Annotated in this window: 16 protein-coding genes; 4 read left to right on the top strand and 12 right to left on the bottom strand. The window is 61.7% G+C overall.

What is annotated here, in order from left to right:
- Positions 1–100 precede the first annotated feature (100 nt).
- The 4 genes from HNQ71_RS03850 to HNQ71_RS03835 form a co-directional block, all read right to left on the bottom strand.
- Positions 101–1,564, bottom strand: coding sequence for an AMP nucleosidase (locus HNQ71_RS03850; protein WP_484502675.1), 1,464 nt, complete (start codon positions 1,562–1,564; stop codon positions 101–103).
- Between the two features lie 116 nt (positions 1,565–1,680).
- Positions 1,681–1,875, bottom strand: a complete 195-nt coding sequence (locus HNQ71_RS03845; protein WP_111549141.1) for a hypothetical protein — start codon at positions 1,873–1,875, stop codon at positions 1,681–1,683.
- A gap of 39 nt (positions 1,876–1,914) precedes the next feature.
- Complete coding sequence (locus HNQ71_RS03840) at positions 1,915–2,073, bottom strand: hypothetical protein (protein WP_167391977.1); 159 nt, start codon at positions 2,071–2,073, stop codon at positions 1,915–1,917.
- Positions 2,074–2,298: 225 nt separating this feature from the next.
- Positions 2,299–2,640 carry a DUF2147 domain-containing protein gene (locus HNQ71_RS03835; protein ID WP_184871246.1) on the bottom strand — a complete coding sequence of 114 codons (342 nt, stop codon included), beginning with the start codon at positions 2,638–2,640 and terminating at the stop codon, positions 2,299–2,301.
- Between the two features lie 451 nt (positions 2,641–3,091).
- Between HNQ71_RS03835 and HNQ71_RS03830 the strand changes: the two genes are divergently transcribed.
- The gene (locus HNQ71_RS03830; RefSeq protein WP_010915070.1) at positions 3,092–3,358 is read left to right on the top strand and encodes an SEL1-like repeat protein; all 267 of its coding nucleotides are present in this window, start codon (positions 3,092–3,094) and stop codon (positions 3,356–3,358) included.
- Between the two features lie 423 nt (positions 3,359–3,781).
- Positions 3,782–4,903, top strand: a complete 1,122-nt coding sequence (locus tag HNQ71_RS03825; protein WP_184871245.1) for an ABC transporter substrate-binding protein — start codon at positions 3,782–3,784, stop codon at positions 4,901–4,903.
- 63 nt (positions 4,904–4,966) lie between these two features.
- Here HNQ71_RS03825 and HNQ71_RS03820 read toward each other — a convergent pair whose 3' ends face one another.
- The 4 genes from HNQ71_RS03820 to HNQ71_RS03805 are packed head-to-tail and all read right to left on the bottom strand — an operon-like array spanning position 4,967 to position 9,557.
- Positions 4,967–5,908, bottom strand: a complete 942-nt coding sequence (locus tag HNQ71_RS03820; protein ID WP_184871244.1) for a Csu type fimbrial protein — start codon at positions 5,906–5,908, stop codon at positions 4,967–4,969.
- Positions 5,909–5,922: 14 nt separating this feature from the next.
- Positions 5,923–8,346, bottom strand: coding sequence for a fimbria/pilus outer membrane usher protein (locus HNQ71_RS03815; protein WP_184871243.1), 2,424 nt, complete (start codon positions 8,344–8,346; stop codon positions 5,923–5,925).
- A complete protein-coding gene (locus HNQ71_RS03810) occupies positions 8,318–9,034 on the bottom strand; it encodes a fimbrial biogenesis chaperone (RefSeq protein WP_184871242.1) in 717 nt (238 codons plus the stop codon). Before HNQ71_RS03810 ends, HNQ71_RS03815 begins: the two co-directional genes overlap by 29 nt.
- A 25-nt stretch (positions 9,035–9,059) precedes the next feature.
- Positions 9,060–9,557: a Csu type fimbrial protein gene (locus HNQ71_RS03805; RefSeq protein WP_184871241.1), complete on the bottom strand. Its 498-nt coding sequence runs from the start codon at positions 9,555–9,557 to the stop codon at positions 9,060–9,062.
- Positions 9,558–10,032: 475 nt separating this feature from the next.
- Here HNQ71_RS03805 and HNQ71_RS03800 point away from each other — a divergent pair, with 475 nt between their 5' ends.
- Positions 10,033–10,236: a hypothetical protein gene (locus tag HNQ71_RS03800; protein ID WP_184871240.1), complete on the top strand. Its 204-nt coding sequence runs from the start codon at positions 10,033–10,035 to the stop codon at positions 10,234–10,236.
- Positions 10,237–10,837: 601 nt separating this feature from the next.
- Positions 10,838–11,260: a CBS domain-containing protein gene (locus HNQ71_RS03795; protein ID WP_184871239.1), complete on the top strand. Its 423-nt coding sequence runs from the start codon at positions 10,838–10,840 to the stop codon at positions 11,258–11,260.
- Positions 11,261–11,447: 187 nt separating this feature from the next.
- Here the strand turns inward: HNQ71_RS03795 and HNQ71_RS03790 are convergent, their stop codons facing one another.
- The 4 genes from HNQ71_RS03790 to HNQ71_RS03775 form a co-directional block, all read right to left on the bottom strand.
- Positions 11,448–13,430, bottom strand: coding sequence for an acetyl/propionyl/methylcrotonyl-CoA carboxylase subunit alpha (locus HNQ71_RS03790; protein ID WP_184871238.1), 1,983 nt, complete (start codon positions 13,428–13,430; stop codon positions 11,448–11,450).
- A gap of 46 nt (positions 13,431–13,476) precedes the next feature.
- On the bottom strand, positions 13,477–13,854 hold the full coding sequence (locus tag HNQ71_RS03785) for a hypothetical protein (RefSeq protein WP_184871237.1): 378 nt from the start codon (positions 13,852–13,854) through the stop codon (positions 13,477–13,479).
- A gap of 120 nt (positions 13,855–13,974) precedes the next feature.
- A complete protein-coding gene (locus HNQ71_RS03780) occupies positions 13,975–14,502 on the bottom strand; it encodes an O-acetyl-ADP-ribose deacetylase (protein ID WP_184871236.1) in 528 nt (175 codons plus the stop codon).
- Position 14,503: 1 nt separating this feature from the next.
- A complete protein-coding gene (locus tag HNQ71_RS03775) occupies positions 14,504–16,111 on the bottom strand; it encodes a carboxyl transferase domain-containing protein (RefSeq protein WP_184871235.1) in 1,608 nt (535 codons plus the stop codon).
- Position 16,112 lies beyond the last annotated feature (1 nt).

Raw genomic sequence — 16,112 nt, 5'->3', positions numbered from 1 at the left:
CAGCGGTTTTGGGGCAACGACATGCATAAAACAAAATGCATGTCGCCCAAAAATGCGCGGCGGTTTCAACGCGACACGCGTTGTGCGATGCGCAATTAGCCTATTGGAACGCCGTCTCCGAAAAACTTCTCAGCTTGCGCGAATGCAGCCGTTCCATCGGCATTTCCGCGAGTTTCTCCATCGCCCGGATGCCGATGGTCAGGTGCTGCGCCACCTGCCGCTTGTAGAACTCGGTCGCCATGCCGGGCAGCTTCAACTCGCCATGCAGGGGTTTGTCCGAAACGCACAGCAGCGTGCCGTAGGGCACGCGGAAGCGGAAGCCGTTGGCCGCGATCGTCGCCGATTCCATATCGAGCGCGATGGCGCGCGACTGTGATAGACGCTGCACCGGTCCGCGCTGGTCGCGCAGCTCCCAGTTGCGGTTGTCGATGGTGGCGACGGTGCCGGTGCGCATGATGCGCTTGAGGTCATAGCCGGACAGGCCGGTGACTTCGGCAACTGCCTCCTGCAGCGCCACCTGGATCTCGGCCAGCGGCGGGATCGGCACCCAGACCGGCAGGTCGTCGTCGAGAACGTGATCCTCCCGAACATAGGCATGCGCCAGCACATAGTCGCCGAGCGCCTGGGTGTTGCGCAGCCCGGCGCAGTGGCCAAGCATGACCCAGGCATGCGGCCTCAGCACCGCGATATGGTCGGTGATCGTCTTGGCGTTGGAAGGCCCGACGCCGATATTGACCATGGTGATGCCGCCATGGTTCGGCTTCTTCAGATGATAGGCCGGCATCTGCGGCAGGCGTGGCGGCGCGACCCCTTCGCTCGGCGCGCTTTGCCCGCCCTTGGTGACGACATTGCCCGGCTCGACGAACTCGCTATATCCGCCGCCGCCGCTGGCCATCAGGTCGCGCGCCCGGGCAACGAACTCGTCGATGTAGAACTGGTAATTGGTGAACAGCACGAAGTTCTGGAAATGCTGCGGCGTGGTCGCCGTATAGTGCGACAGGCGGTGCAGCGAATAGTCGATGCGCTGCGCCGTGAAGGGCGCCAACGGCCGTGGTTCGCCGAAGGCCACTTCGAAAGTGCCGTTGGCGATCTGGTCGTCGGTGCCGTCGAGGTCCGGCACGTCGAACAGGTCGCGGATCGGCCGCTTGATGCGCTCGGCGGCCGAGCCGTCGACATGGGTGCCTTCGAGAAAGGCGAAATGCAACGGTATGGGGGTGGTCGATTCCGACACGGTGACCGCGACGCCATGATTGCGCATGATCAGGCGCAACTGCTCGACCAGGTAGCTCTCGAACAGGCCCGGCTGGGTGATGGTGGTCGAAAAATGTCCCGGCGTCGGCATATGGCCGTAGGCCTGGCGCGAGTCGATCTGGGTGAACGAATTGGTGGTGACGCCGATCTCCGGGTAGAAGGCGCGGTAGCGCTTGCTGTTGTCGCCACCCGCTGCCGCCAGCGCCGCAAAGGAATCGCGAAGGAACTTGGTGTTGCGGTCGTACAACGCCTGCAGTGCGGCGACGGCCTTTTTGGGGTTATCAAAGCTTTGCCGGCCAAAAGGCTCCGGCATGACGACCGATTCGATGGCTTGTGGATAGATTCGCTTTTCCATGGCTCAATATAGAGACTTGGATCGGCTCTTGGGAGGGGTGTCGCGACCGAAGGCTGCCAAAGCGTCCTTTTTCTTTAACCGCGCTGCAGGCTGACCAGGAGCACGAAGCCGACGCCGGACTTCCTCAAGGCTGGCGCTTCGATCGTCGAGCCGGCATCGGCGCGCATCATCGGCACAGCCAGGACCGGAGCAGCCAGAACCATCAGGATAAGCGCCGCCCGCGGCAGAAGCCGAAGGGTCTTGAGAGCGTTGGCGGCGATGCGGTTCATGGTGTTCTGCTTTTCTTTTCGAGGTCTTGGTTTCTTTGTTCAGTTGCGAAGGTGGTTGGGGCAGGCGAGGTGGCAGGTCCTGGAACCGGCTTCGTCCCAGGCGCGGGCCGGACGGCCCGTTTCGGCGACGAGGATGGCGAAGAACATTCCAAACAGGCTCATCAGCAGGCAGACGATGGTGAAGCGGCGCGCAAGCATTGGGTCGTGTCTCCTTCAACACGCAGGAGAATGCCCGAGCGCGACTGAACCGGCTCTGATGCCGGCGTTCATCTGCGGTTCAAATTGGTTGATCGGATTCTGACGGGGCCGGCGTCAGTCCGGCAGGTACGGTGGGAGGCGAACCACGGGCAGGCTCCTTGCGCCCGGACAAATAAAAACGGGGCCAGTCGAGGCCCCGTTTTCATGTCGTGAGGATGCGGTCGATCAGAGCTTGTGCCAGGTCTGGCTCTTGCAGATCAGTCCGCCAAGCACGCAGCCGCTCATCTTGAGCGAGGTGCCCGACAATGTCGCCTTGCCTGAATAGGTCTTGTCGTTTGCCGGATCGGTGATGTTGCCGGCATATTTGTTGTCGCCTGCGGCCTTGAGCGAGCCGATGGTCTTGCCGGCAAATTTGCCCGACTTGAGCGTGATGGAAAATGTGTCGCTGCCGGCGATGGCTGCGGTATCTCCGGCCTGTGTCTTCCAATTGCCTTCGATCGGATCGGCCCACGCCGCACCCGCCATGATCAATGTGGCCGCCAGGGCCAGGCTCACTTTTCGAAACATGGGCTTCCTCCCTTTGGATATGCGGCCCGACGCTCCGCCTCGCCGGTCTGCCGCTTACGCAAACGTAAGCTAATCCAGCTCCTGGCAAAACAAAAGCGGTGCCGCAGCGTAAGATTTCGCGATTCTGAAAGGCGCCCCGCGCGGGCCGCACAGGCAAGAAGGGAAAGCATCCGCGGATCGTGTTTGTTTCCCGTGGTTAGCGGAGTGTTGATTCTCGCCGCGAGAATTTTCGTCGAATTTGAATAAAACCGGCGCGATTGCTGGCTTTGTATCCTTAACGAATTTCCGCGTTTACCTCTTGTTTTAGCTTTGTTTTCCTCAAATTAAGCACGCCATTTAACGGCGGATTCAAGCCTCCACGGCATTCTCGAAAGCATCGGAAGAGCAGCCCGCAAGGACAAACGAAGGCAGCTCTCGGGAGCCAGACAGGGCCAGAACAGGGGATTGAAAAATGGCACGTTTTGAAATGCTTGAAGCAGGCTTCGGCGCCATGGGGGCAACTGCCCAGGCCGACATTCTTTTCGAACTGGGCATGATGTATGCGACGGGTCGCGATTGCGAGACCGATGTCGTTGCCGCCCACAAATGGTTCAACATTGCCGCCATCAAGGGCTCGGCCCGCGCCGCGGAACTGCGTTCCGAACTGTCGGCAGCGATGTCTAAGGTCGAGATCGCGAAGGCGCTTCGCGAAGCTCGCGAATGGATGACCATGCACTGAGATCCGCCGACCGCGGATAGACCTATCCAAGACAGGGAAGCCCGGGATCAAGACCGCACAGACGGCCGGACCCGGCGGAATGGAAGGCCGCGCAAGACGGTCGACGACCTGGAGCACGGTTTTCGGAACCAGGCTCAAACAAGAAATGAAAAGAACGCGACAGGCCGGCCGGGCTCAGTCGCGCGATGCGGGGAAGGCGAGCGGGATTTCGGGGCGCGGGGGCGCTTGGGGCCGCTTGACGAGCAAAAAGCCACGACCAGCCGGAACAAGGCTGGCGTGGCTTTTTTGCGTGGATGACATCTTGCAGGCCCAATCGAGTGCCGCCGATGCGCCTAGACAGGTCCGGTGAAGGATGAAATTGTCCCGCCTCTCTGGAAGAAGCGCGGCCGGGCGGCCGCGCGTGAGTGGAGGAGTTCTATCACCATGAAAAAAATGAGTATTTTGAGCGCGGCCGTTTTTGGCCTGATGATGAGTGCGCCGGTCGCATTCGCCGACGACATCACCTTTGCGGTGGTCGGTCCGATGACGGGGCAACTCGCCACCATCGGCGATCAGTTCAAGCAGGGCGCACAGGCCGCTGCTGATGCGATCAACGCGGCAGGTGGTGTCGACGGCCGCCAGATCAAGCTGAGCATCCAGGACGACCAGTGCGATCCCAAGCAGGCCGTGTCGGTCGCCAACCGCATCGTCGCCGATGGCGTCAAGTTCGTCGATGGCCACGCCTGTTCGGGTTCGAGCATCCCGGCCTCTGCCGTCTATGCCGAAGCCGGCGCCCTCATGATGAGCCCGGCCTCGTCAAACCCGGTGCTGACCGACGCCGCGGCCAAGGCCGGCTGGCCGACGATCATGCGGCTTTATACGCGTGACGATGCGCAAGGCGCCTTCATCGGCCCATGGATCGCCAAGAAGTTTGCAGCCAAGAACGTCGTCGTCCTGCACGACAAGAGCGCCTACGGACAGGGCGTGGCCGACGCCGTCAGGGCAACCATGAATGCCGGTGGCCTCAAGGAGGTGTACTATGACGGCATCAATGCCGGCGAGAAGGACTATTCGGCTCTCGTCACCAAGCTCAAGGATCTGAAGGCCGACGTCGTCTATTTCGGTGGTTACCATCCTGAAGCCGGCCTGATCCTGCGCCAGTCGGCGGAACAGAACCTGAAGTTCCAGCTGATCATGCCGGACTCCATCGCTTCGCCGGAGTTTTGGCAGGTTGCCGGCCCGGCCGGCGAAGGCACGATGTTCGTCTTCCCGTCGGATCCGCAGGCAAAGCCAGAAGCCAAGGCAGCCGTCGAGAAGATCAAGGCGGGCGGCTTCGTACCGGAGGGCTTCACGCTGTTCTCCTACGCGGTGGTCCAGGCCTTCGCCGAAGGCGTCAAGCGCGCCGGCAGCGACGATCCGGGCAAGGTTGCCGAAGCGTTGAAGAACGGCACGCCGATCAGCACCGTTGTCGGCAACGTCACCTTCGACGAAAAGGGCGACCTCAAGAATGCCAGCTACGACATCAACCAGTGGCATGACGGCAAGTACGCGCCAATCGCGCAGTAATCGCTGACAAGGCATTGCAGCGCCGCGCGTTCTTCTGGATGCGCGGCGCTTTGATGCAACGACCTAATAGGTCACGGTAACGACAACGGTGTCGGTATAGACACCTGCCGAGGGTGTCGTCTGCGGGGGAACACGGCCGTAGACGGTGAGATCATGCGCCGCACCGTCGCCGCTTCCCGCCACGGTACTGCCTGGCGTCGACGCATCGCCCCATGGCTGGCTGCGTGCGACATCCTTGTAGAGGCCGTAGGTTACGGTTTCCGCGCCCTTGGACATCTTGCGCGAGGTCGGCGGCGAACCGGTCGTTCCGCCGTTAAGCGACACTGTGTAAGGCGTGCCCGGAGTGCATCTGACGGAAACTTCGCCGGTCGCATCGACATTGGCGCCCAGAATGCCGTTTGATCCGAAATCGATGTTCTGGATTGCCAGCAAACAATTGGCCGGAACGGTCGCATTGATCGTGAATGTGGGTCTGTCGACTGAGCCGGCGCTGGTGCTGCAATCGTTCAGCAGGCTGTATCGATAACGGAACTCGACGTGGCTCCCGGAGAATGTGGAGAGATAGGTCGCCGGCACCGCGGTAATCGCCTGTCCGCCCAATACGGCGCCATAGATCGTCTGGCTGCTGGAACCGCTGCCGAGCGCGTTCAGCGTCAGGGCAAAGGGCGGCGCCCCGGGCGGATACGGCCACGCATAGGAGCCCCACACCGCCGAGCGCGCGGAATCCGAATAAAGCTGGTAGTCGAGATGATTGGCGCCACTCAGCATTTGACGGGCCGAAGCCGTGGCGCCGCCGGTGCCCGTACCCAGATTTGGGCAGACGAGAATGCGCTGCAACAACAATCCAGTGCAGTTTGCGCTGAGTGTGGCTGTTGAATTGCTCGGCGAACCGGAAAGCGTATCGACCAGCCCGAAATTCATCGCCGATACGCCAAAGCTGCAGCTTTGGGCACAGGCAACGGTCGGCAACAGCAGGGCGGCCGACAGCATAACGAAACGGAGCATTGTTCGTCCTCGCCTCAAGAACAGATGACCTGCTTGATGATCACCTGTTGGCCGGGTACTGCCCGATAGGCGAATTCAGCTCGACACGAGCTGCCATCCGGCAATTCAATGGCCACGGCATTTTGCCGGTGAAGGGTGCGGATATAGGCCTCGCCGTCATACCCGATCACAAATTCCTCGTCGGAGCCCTCGACGCGGCCCTTGGCGCCGACGGCGATCGGCGTGCCTTTGCCGTCGACCAGGGAGACAAGCGCCGCATCAGCGGCCTTTGAAACGCCGAAATCAAGGACGACGCCACTTCGATCGGCCGGCACGACGATTTTGCGCGTCTCCGGCACGTCGGCATCGACCGGCAAGTTCCTTGGATCGATGGAAATGATGTTGTCTTCGTAGGAGTTCAGATCGGGAACCAGGATCTTTCCCTGCCGGTTGCTGACGCCGACCGGCCTGTTCTGGTGCTGGACTTCCACGCCAGCAACGCCGACATCGACAACCGCAAACGCGTCGTCGATACGGTTGCTGGCAAAAATGCCGCCGCCGGCGATGGCGATTGCCCCATCGACCTCTGCGGTTCCACGAACGCTCTTGTCGAATTGCTGGATGCCGGTCTCCACTCGTGCCCATGGTGAACGGTAGCTGACGGCAGCCGACCGATTGGGCGTGCCGCCCTCGGACGTCCTCGCATGCCAGCCGATGCTGCCGTTCTCCAACCGTTCGGATTTGGCGATGTCGGCGAACACCGACGCGCCATCAGGACCGTCTGCGACCCCGGTCGAGGCGGTGACATCATCGCCGAGCGGCATGGAGATCCCTGCGAACACGCCAAAGCTGTTTTTGTCGTCAAGGTCGGTGAAGGCAGTGGCATAGAGGCTGCCGTCCTTGAACACTGTCTGGCTGTACGAAACGCCCACGATCTGGCTGCTCTCTCCCTCGGCGCTCTCTATGTGCGCGTAGGAGAGGTTGAGGTTTGAAAAATCAAGCGGCATCGGTACGCTTAGTGTCACCTGGTCGAGCGCGCGAGGAACGCCGGCGCTGAAGATCGGGAATTCGTCCGGACCCGGTACAGCGTCGATATCGGCGGTGACCGATGCAATGTCCTCGTAGTCGCCGAACGCGCGCTGCATGCGGCCATAGAGGGACCATCCGTCGTGGCTCAACTCAAGCGAGGCGTTGACGAGCGCACCCGTCTGGCCGTCGTGACGGCTGCCTGCCGCCGCGACGGAGGCAGCGCCGAAATAGCCGAGCGGAAACGCCATGCCGGCGCCGCCATTCACAAGATCCTCGCCACCCTCGACGTGGCCTTCCAGTGTCAGCCAGTTGGTCAGCCCGTAGCGCGCGCTTGCCGAGCCATAAATGGCCCCGTCATAATCATAGGATTCGACACCGAAATTGCGCCTTGGAGAGCCGACCTCGGCGGTGAAATCGAGCAGGCCCTGTTTCAGAAGCATGTTGGAATTGTAGAATGGCAACGTCACGGTGGTTTCGCGGCCGAGGCTGTCGCGCAGGACAATCTGGGCTTCGCCAGCGCCAGTGAATATTGGCAGGTTTGTCACCTGAAACGGCCCGGCCGGGACGTCGCTGCTATAGGTCCGCGCATTCTGTGTGTAGACCTCGAGCGTCGAGGGGACAGCAGCCGTTCCCGAAAAGCTCGGAAGCGGCAAGGTGACCAGATCGGAACGCAAGGAGAAATTGCGCTGGAGCTGAAAGCCGCCGAGATACACAGGCCTGGTCCACGCCAGTCCACCCGAGACGAAGTCACCCGCTTTGTAGGTTAGCAAGCGCTCGGGATCGGAATAACTCCAGGTCGTGTTCAGCCGGGTGAAGCCGGCAAGTTCGCCGTCGGACAGGCTGGCGATAAAGCCTTGGCTCAGCGTTCCGTAAGGGCTGAAAAGCCGCGCATCGAAACCGCCTGAGACGCCGCGAAAGAGCTGCGAGGTGCTATCCTTCAGATCGTTGGTGCTGGCGAACAGCGAGTAGTTCAGCACACCGCCAAAACCGGCTTGTGGCTCGAGGCTGTCCTGCTTGCCCTGCTGGGCAATGTCGATGACGTGGGCGGAGCGTGCCGCATCGGTGGCCGTCACATAGAGACGTTGGGTCGCTTCATCGATACGATAGGAGACGTCCGGGAGCCGATCGACCCGCACCAGGTGATCGGCACCCATCGCACTTTCGACAGGCTCCAGCCCAACCTGCTGCAATTCGTCCGGCGTGGAAGCCAGGCCGCCATCCGATAGCTGCTTGAAAGCGCCGATCAGCCCCGTCGAGACGTCGTTGACGAAGACTTCCAGATACAGATCGCGGCCGTCGGCCGCGGCCGCTGTGGAATCCGTCACCGAGGCGGCCGGCAACACATCTTGGGCTTTGACCTGCATGGTGGGAAATGCGGCCACGACAGCGGTGATTGCGACCCTACTGGCCTTTGATCGCAACGTTGGCATCGAACGGTCCAAAATCGCTCTGGGCCGACAGCGAAACTGCCCCGCCCGAAAGCGCCTTCCCCGCGACCGGCCATTGCATGGTCGCACCGCCGAGCACGTAGCCGACAAGACCGTTTCGGCTGCCGAGTTTTCGCCCGCTTTGCGTCAGCGTCAAATCGGACAATCTCAAGCGACTTTCGCCGGAGTTTCTTGCTGTCAGGACCAGCTTGCGACCCTTGCCCGAGAGGCTCCAGGAAACATTTGGAGCAGCCGCATCGGGATTGCGAAAGAACACCGGAACTGAATAGCGCAGGACCAGACTGACGGTGCCGGCCTTCTTTCTCGACGGATCAGAAAGTTCGTCGATGATGACACGATAACTTTCCTCGCCCGCAACGGCTGATTTCGATACGCGCACAACCCGCACCAGATAGTTGGCGCCGGGGCCAAGCTTCGCAGCCGGGGGACTGGCAACAACATCACTGGTCGGCTCGAGCCGTTCGATGCCGCCCTCTTGCGTCCAGCGAAACACCCTCATCTGTACGTTGATGGGCTGTTTCGCCTCATTGCGCAGGGTCAAGACCGCCGCGCTGTCCGGCGCGATCATCTCGATGTTGGTCGGCGCCACCCGAAGCGACGCTGCTTGCGCCAAACCGGCCGCGAGCAGTAAAAGCGCGATCGCGCCAATGCTTTTGAGCATGGAACGCATGGCGTCCTCCTTGTTTGACAGCACCCTAATAGGTGACGGTGATCGCAACCGTGTCTGTGTAGACACCCGCGCCTGGCGTTGTTTGCGGCGGCACGCGTCCATAGACCGTCAGCGGTTGCGCGGCGCCATTGCCGGTGCCGGCCACCGTGTCGGTGCCTATGGTGGTGCCCCATAGCTGGGCTCGCGCGACGTCACGATAAAGCGAGTAGTTGACGACCGCGGCCGCTGGGCCAGTCATCTTGCGGACGGCAATCGTCGCCCCGGCGCCAGCACCAGCACTCAGGCCCACATTGTAGGGCGTACTGTTGGTGCATTGCACTGAAATGGTGCTGGTCTGGTCGACATTGGCGTCAATGACACCGTTCGTGCCGAAATCCATATCGGTCGCGGTCTGAACCTTGCACTCCGCCTGGATGGTTATCCGGACTGTCATGTTGCCGGTAGCGGTCGCTGCCTGAGCGGGACTGAACCACAGCAACGGAAATGCGGCGGTCAAAGCGAGCGCTTTGATTGAAGGCTTCATGGGTTTTCCCCCGAAAGGCCGCGTAAGGAAATCCGCCCGATCCCGTCAACGCTAACCCATTGTTTGCAGATATCAAACCCTGCAGAAAGCATAGGCCACAAATAAACCTAAAGCAAATTTCCGCAGGATTGACGGGAAAAAGGTCTTTAAGTAAAACTGTATATATATGATTTTCTGCTACGGCCGATCGGATGATCATCAAGGTCGAACTGATAATCTCGACAATATGAGCCGGGATTGCGCTTTATATTTTATTGGTGGCCAAGCGCCGCCAGAAGCCATCTCGTCGCGGCAATTCCCAGTTTGGCCGGGCGCCTCCTGGCGCCGGCCTTCTTCCTCCTACTGAAATGGTCAAGCACGCCCTTGCGAGGGCGAAGCTTGCGCGCCGGCCATGCTTTCGCCACCCGGCCGAAGTCTAATTGACGTCGTCCGACCCATCCGCGGCTCCCGAGCGGGCGGAAAAAAGGAATTTCCCATGGCTTCGACCGCAGCGTTGATCTGGTATCTAGTAATCGCCGGTCCGCAAGGCGGAATGGTCGTGCTGCCCAGCACCTTCGACAAGCGCGAACAATGCACCGCCGCCATCACCGAATATCAGAAGCAGCCGACACCGGCCGGCTGGTCACTGCAGTGCGTCCCGAGCGCCTCACCCTTTGCCGACAATGGATCGGCGGAGTAAGGAGCATCGCAGCGGTGGCCTACACAGTGATTTGGTATGGGAAACAGGGCGTCGTTGAAAAGACGCCATTCGATGCCGAGAAGGCTGCGAGGGACCACGTCTTTGCGACCTTTGCCGCTCGGAAGCGGGATGACGGTATCGTAGCGGTGGAAATACGCAAAGACGATGGCACGGTTGTATTCAGTCGAGCCGGAGGCAGTTAGGTCGTAGGGCATTTTGCGTTTGGAGGGATCGAGCGATCACTGAATGTGTCGGGTCCGCTGCCGGGGAGACAGCGGACTCAAACCAGGGCCTGGAGGGGGCAAGGCCCTTTATGATCCCTATGCGGAGATCATGGTGATAACACCGGGCGAGTACAAACGTTCCGTCGGCTGAAAGATATATCGGCGAGGAGGCGAAGCCGGCATCACCGAAAACAACGAGATGTAGGCGCTATTGCGGAGTGTATCGGACGCATGACAACCAACCGCAAAAGGGGTCATCGGCGACACCGATAACCATTCTAAAACGCGGGTCTGGATGATGGCCTCTGGCAGTCAAACCCCGCCCGCGTTAAGATGGGACAGGGGGACATTCACCAACCCAGCAAGGGAGGTCCGCCATGAAAGTCAAAGACGCAATGCATAAGGGTGTCGACTGGGTCAGCCCCGAAACTGATGTCACCGAACTGGCGAAAATGATGCGAGCCCAGGATATCGGGTCGATTCCCATTGGAGAGAACGACCGACTGATCGGAATGGTGACCGACCGCGATATTGTCTGCAAAGGACTGGCGGACGATGGATTCGACGGCCGCACGGCAACGGCGCGCGATGTCATGACGACCGGCATTCACTGCTGCCGGGAAGACGACGATCTGGCCAAGGCCGTACAGCACATGGAAGAACTGAAAATCCGCAGGTTGCCGGTGATCAACAAGAATATGCGGATGGTCGGCATCCTTAGCGTCGGCGACGTCAGTCAGTCGGCACCGAGGGAAATGGTGTCCGAATACGTCAAGAGCGTTTCCGCTCATCACCACTGAAGGGCGGCTCGCCCGTGCCGGCGCGCTGCGGCCAGAGCGGCGGCAGAGATGTCTGGTCAACGAGGGCGACGCCGACACGTCATGCAACGCGGTCCCGCCATCGCTTCACCGAAACGCGCGCTGGCGGGACCCAGGCCCGCCGGCGTCCCGACCATTTCCCTTGCAATCCATCGCCCGCTTTCGGCTATCAGCTTGCGGCCGCGGTCGGGGCGCTCTGATCCTCGACGAACCGCACCAGCACCGTCCCGTCGGTGACCTGCGCCCCTTCGGTAGCGATCTCGGCGATCACCCCATCATGCGGCGCGGCAATGGTGTGCTCCATCTTCATCGCTTCAAGGATCAGCAGCGGCTGGCCCTTGATCACGGCATCGCCTTTTGCCGCGCGCACCAGCTTGACCAGTCCCGGCATCGGCGCGCGCAGGCTGCCGGCGCCTGCCGCCGCCTCATCCGCCCGTGCCAGCGGGTCCGGCACCGCGAAGGTATGGCCAACAGCGCCTTCGAACACAGTGATATGGCCTGGCCAGCGGGCGAGGCGTGGCGTGGCGCGAAAATCATGCGCGTTGGCATTGTCATAGGGCTCGTCCAGCGCCACCTGGAACCGCCCGTCCGGTCGCATCGAAACCCTTGCCGCTATATCGATTTCGCCGAACTTCAACCGTGTGCGCCGGGCCACGCTGTGGAAATGCGCATAGCCGGCAAGCGACGACCATGGGTCGCTCGACGACGGCAATGCGCCGGCACCCGAGGCCGCAAGCGCGGCTGCCGCAACGGCTTCATCGCTCGGCCGCGCGACCTCGGTCAATGCCGGTTGATGCCTGGCGATCAAGCCGGTGTCGACATCGCCCGCGGCAAAGTCCGGATCGGCGGCCAGAGCGGCGAGAAAGGCAGTGTTGACGGTCGAGCCGGCGATCTCGATTTGCGACAGCGCCGTGCCGAGCGCTTCCAGGGCCGCTGGCCTATCCTTTGCGTGGACGACCAACTTGGCGATCATCGGGTCGTAATAGGGCGAGATGGCATCGCCGGCCCGCACGCCGGTCTCGATGCGCATCGTGGCGCCTTCAGGGGCCGCGTCCGGAAACTTCAGATGATGCAAGGTGCCGGTCGCCGGCAGGAACCCCTTTGTCGCGTCCTCGGCATAGATGCGGGCCTCGAAGGCATGACCGGAAAGCGCGATCTCGCTCTGCGTCTTCGGCAGCTTTTCGCCGCTGGCGACCCGCAATTGCCACTCGACCAGGTCGGTGCCGGTGACCATTTCGGTGACCGGGTGTTCGACCTGCAGGCGGGTGTTCATTTCCATGAACCAGAAGCGGTCGGCCTTGAGGCCCTGCGAGGCATCGACGATGAACTCGATGGTGCCGGCGCCGGAATAATTGATCGCCTGGGCGGCTTTCACCGCCGCGTCCGTCATCGCCTTGCGCAACGCCGGAGTCATGCCGGGTGCGGGGGCTTCCTCGATCACCTTCTGGTGGCGGCGCTGTGCCGAGCAGTCGCGTTCGTAGAGATGCACGGCATTGCCGAAGTTGTCGCCGAACACCTGCACCTCAATATGGCGCGGCTTGTCGACATATTTCTCGACCAGCACGCGGTCATCGCCGAAAGCGGCCTTTGCCTCGCGTCGCGCGCTGGACAGCGCCTCGGAAAACTCATCGGGATGCTCGACCCGGCGCATGCCCTTGCCGCCGCCGCCGGCGCGCGCCTTGATCAGGACGGGATAGCCGATCTCGCGCGCCTTGGAGGCAAGCACCACGATCTCCTGCGCCTCGCCATGGTAGCCCGGCACCACCGGCACGCCGGCCTTTTCCATCAGCCGCTTGGCGGCATCCTTCAGCCCCATGGCACGGATCGAGGCCGCCGACGGGCCGATAAAGACCAGCCCCGCCGCCGCTACCTGATCGACGAAATCGGGGTTTTCCGACAGGAAGCCGTAACCGGGATGAATGGCTTGCGCGCCGGTCGCCAGCGCCGCGGCGACAATCTTGTCGCCACGCAGATAGCTTTCGCCGACAGGCGAGGGGCCGATGTGCACGGCTTCGTCGGCCAACTCGACATGCAGGGATTTCGCATCGGCATCCGAATAGACGGCAACGGTGTGCACGCCCAGCTTGCGCGCCGTGCGGATGACACGACAAGCGATCTCGCCGCGATTGGCGATCAGGATCTTGGCGAACATGGAGCCTCCCGGGTTTGCCTCGGGCGGCGCCAGTCTGGCCGCCGGCTTACTTCGACGCAGCGATCGCGCAGCCGCCGCTTGCGGTCTTGACCTTCCACCTGACGAAGCCGCTCCGACAGATACGCAAGGCAGTCTCCTCGGCGGCCTTCTGCAAAGGTGCGTTCAGCTTTCCGCTGCAGAAAATGTGGAGATCGACGACGCGTGAATAGAACGTCGTGGCGTAGGCTGAATGGCCGCTCGCCGCGATATAGGCAAGGTAGGATTTGTAGCAGGCTTCCTTCGGGTCGAGCGACAAGGTCGGAGAAAACCGCTTGTCGCCCATCTTGCCCGCCAGCGATTCCGCCGAGCCGATGCCATGCGTTGCGAATATGAGCAAACTTGCAAGAATCGAAGCAATCGTCTTCTGGGAATATTTCAGTTTCATTTCCGCCCTGTCCCCATTGCACTGTGCAGGATGAGCGATAGCGAATATTTTGTCTCGCCGTCAGCTGGCCAGCGGAGATTCGGCGCAGCCTATTCTGGTGAATCGGTTGGTCCATGCAGCTCAGCCTTTTCGCAGGGCAGCAACGGCCTGCCGGTATAGTTCCGCCGTTTGGTCGTCGAAGCAGCAAAAAGTGACGGCTTCCGGCATTGTTCGTTTCTCGATGAACGTGCTGACCGTGTCGACGGCGATCTGCGTCGCTTCATCTTTCGGATAGCGGTAGACACCCGTCGAGATCGCCGGAAACGCAACGGTGCGGCAGTCATTGGCCGTGGCGAGTTCGAGCGAGCGGATATAGCAGGAGGCCAGCAGTTCGGCTTCGCCCTTGCCGCCGCCTTGCCAAACCGGGCCGACCGTGTGGATGACGTACCGCGCCGGAAGTTCATAGCCCTTGGTGATCTTGGCTTCGCCGACCTTGCATCCATTCAACATGCGGCATTCGAACTCGAGCTCGCGGCCGGCAGCGCGATGGATAGCGCCATCGACCCCGCCACCACCGAGAAGCGAGGTGTTGGCGGCGTTGACGATGGCATCGACTGCCAGCTTGGTGATGTCGCCGGTATGAACCTGAATCCGCGGACGGTCGTTCATGTCACATCCTGAACACGCCGAAGCGCGTCTCCTCGATCTCGGCATTGAGCGCGGCGGACAGGCTTAGCGCCAGCACGTCGCGCGTCTTCGCCGGGTCGATGATGCCGTCGTCCCAAAGGCGGGCGGACGAGTAGAGCGGGTGCCCTTCATGCTCGTATTTCATCAGGATCGGCTTCTTGAATTTCGCCTCCTCCTCGGCGCTCCATTCGCCACCCTTGCGCTCGATGCCTTCGCGCTTGACCATGGCGAGCACCGTCGCCGCTTGCTCGCCGCCCATCACCGAGATGCGGGCGTTCGGCCACATCCACAGGAAGCGCGGTGAATAGGCGCGGCCGCACATGCCGTAATTGCCGGCGCCGAACGAACCGCCGATGATAACAGTGACCTTCGGCACTCTGGCGGTGGCCACAGCCATCACCAGCTTGGCGCCGTCCTTGGCGATGCCGCCCGCTTCGTATTTTCGACCGACCATGAAGCCGGTGATGTTCTGCAGGAAGACCAGCGGGATCTTGCGCTGGCAGCACAATTCGATGAAGTGCGCGCCCTTCAGCGCGCTCTCGGAAAACAGCACGCCATTGTTGGCGACGATGCCGACCGGCATGCCATGGAGATGGGCAAAGCCGGTGATCAGCGTGGTGCCGTAGTTCTGCTTGAACTCGTCGAATTCGGAGCCGTCGACGATGCGCGCGATCACTTCGCGCACGTCATAGGGCTGGCGCAGGTCCGTCGGCACGATGCCGTAGAGTTCATCGGCTGCGTGAAGCGGCGGAATCGATGTCTGTAAGTGCAGGCTTACAGTCTTGTTTCGATTGAGATTCTTGACGATACGACGACAGATGGCAAGCGCATGGTCGTCATCCAGCGCATAGTGGTCGGCAACGCCGGAAAGCCGCGTGTGCACGTCCGCGCCGCCGAGGTCCTCGGCGCTGACGTCTTCACCGGTGGCGGCTTTCACCAGCGGCGGGCCGCCGAGGAAGATGGTCGCCTGGTTGCGCACCATGATGGTCTCGTCGGACATCGCCGGCACATAAGCGCCGCCCGCCGTGCAGGAACCCATCACGCAGGCGATCTGCGGGATGCCGGCCGCCGACATGTTGGCCTGGTTGTAGAAGATGCGGCCGAAATGCTCGCGGTCGGGAAACACCTCATCTTGGTTGGGCAGATTGGCGCCGCCGCTGTCGACCAGATAGATGCAAGGCAGATTGTTCTGCAGCGCGATCTCCTGCGCCCGCAGATGCTTCTTCACTGTCAACGGATAGTAGGTGCCGCCCTTCACCGTGGCGTCGTTGACGACGACCATCACCTCGGTGCCTTCAACGCGGCCGATGCCGGCGATCATTCCGGCCGCGGAAATCTCCTCGCCATACATCGACCATGCGGCGAACTGGCCGATCTCGAGGAAGGGCGAGCCGATGTCCAGCAACTGCGCAAGGCGCTCGCGCGGCAGGAGTTTGCCGCGGGAAACGTGGCGCTCACGTGCCTCCTCCGAGCCACCGCGCTCGACGCTTGCCGCCTTGTCCGCAATGTCGGCGACCAGCGCCCGCATGCGCTCGGCATTGGCGCGGAAGGTGTCGGAGGACGGGGAGATCTGGGATTGCAATACCGCCATT

The organism is Mesorhizobium sangaii (assembly GCF_014207355.1).
Taxonomy (GTDB): domain Bacteria; phylum Pseudomonadota; class Alphaproteobacteria; order Rhizobiales; family Rhizobiaceae; genus Mesorhizobium; species Mesorhizobium sangaii.
This window is presented reverse-complemented; position numbering and strand designations above follow the sequence as displayed.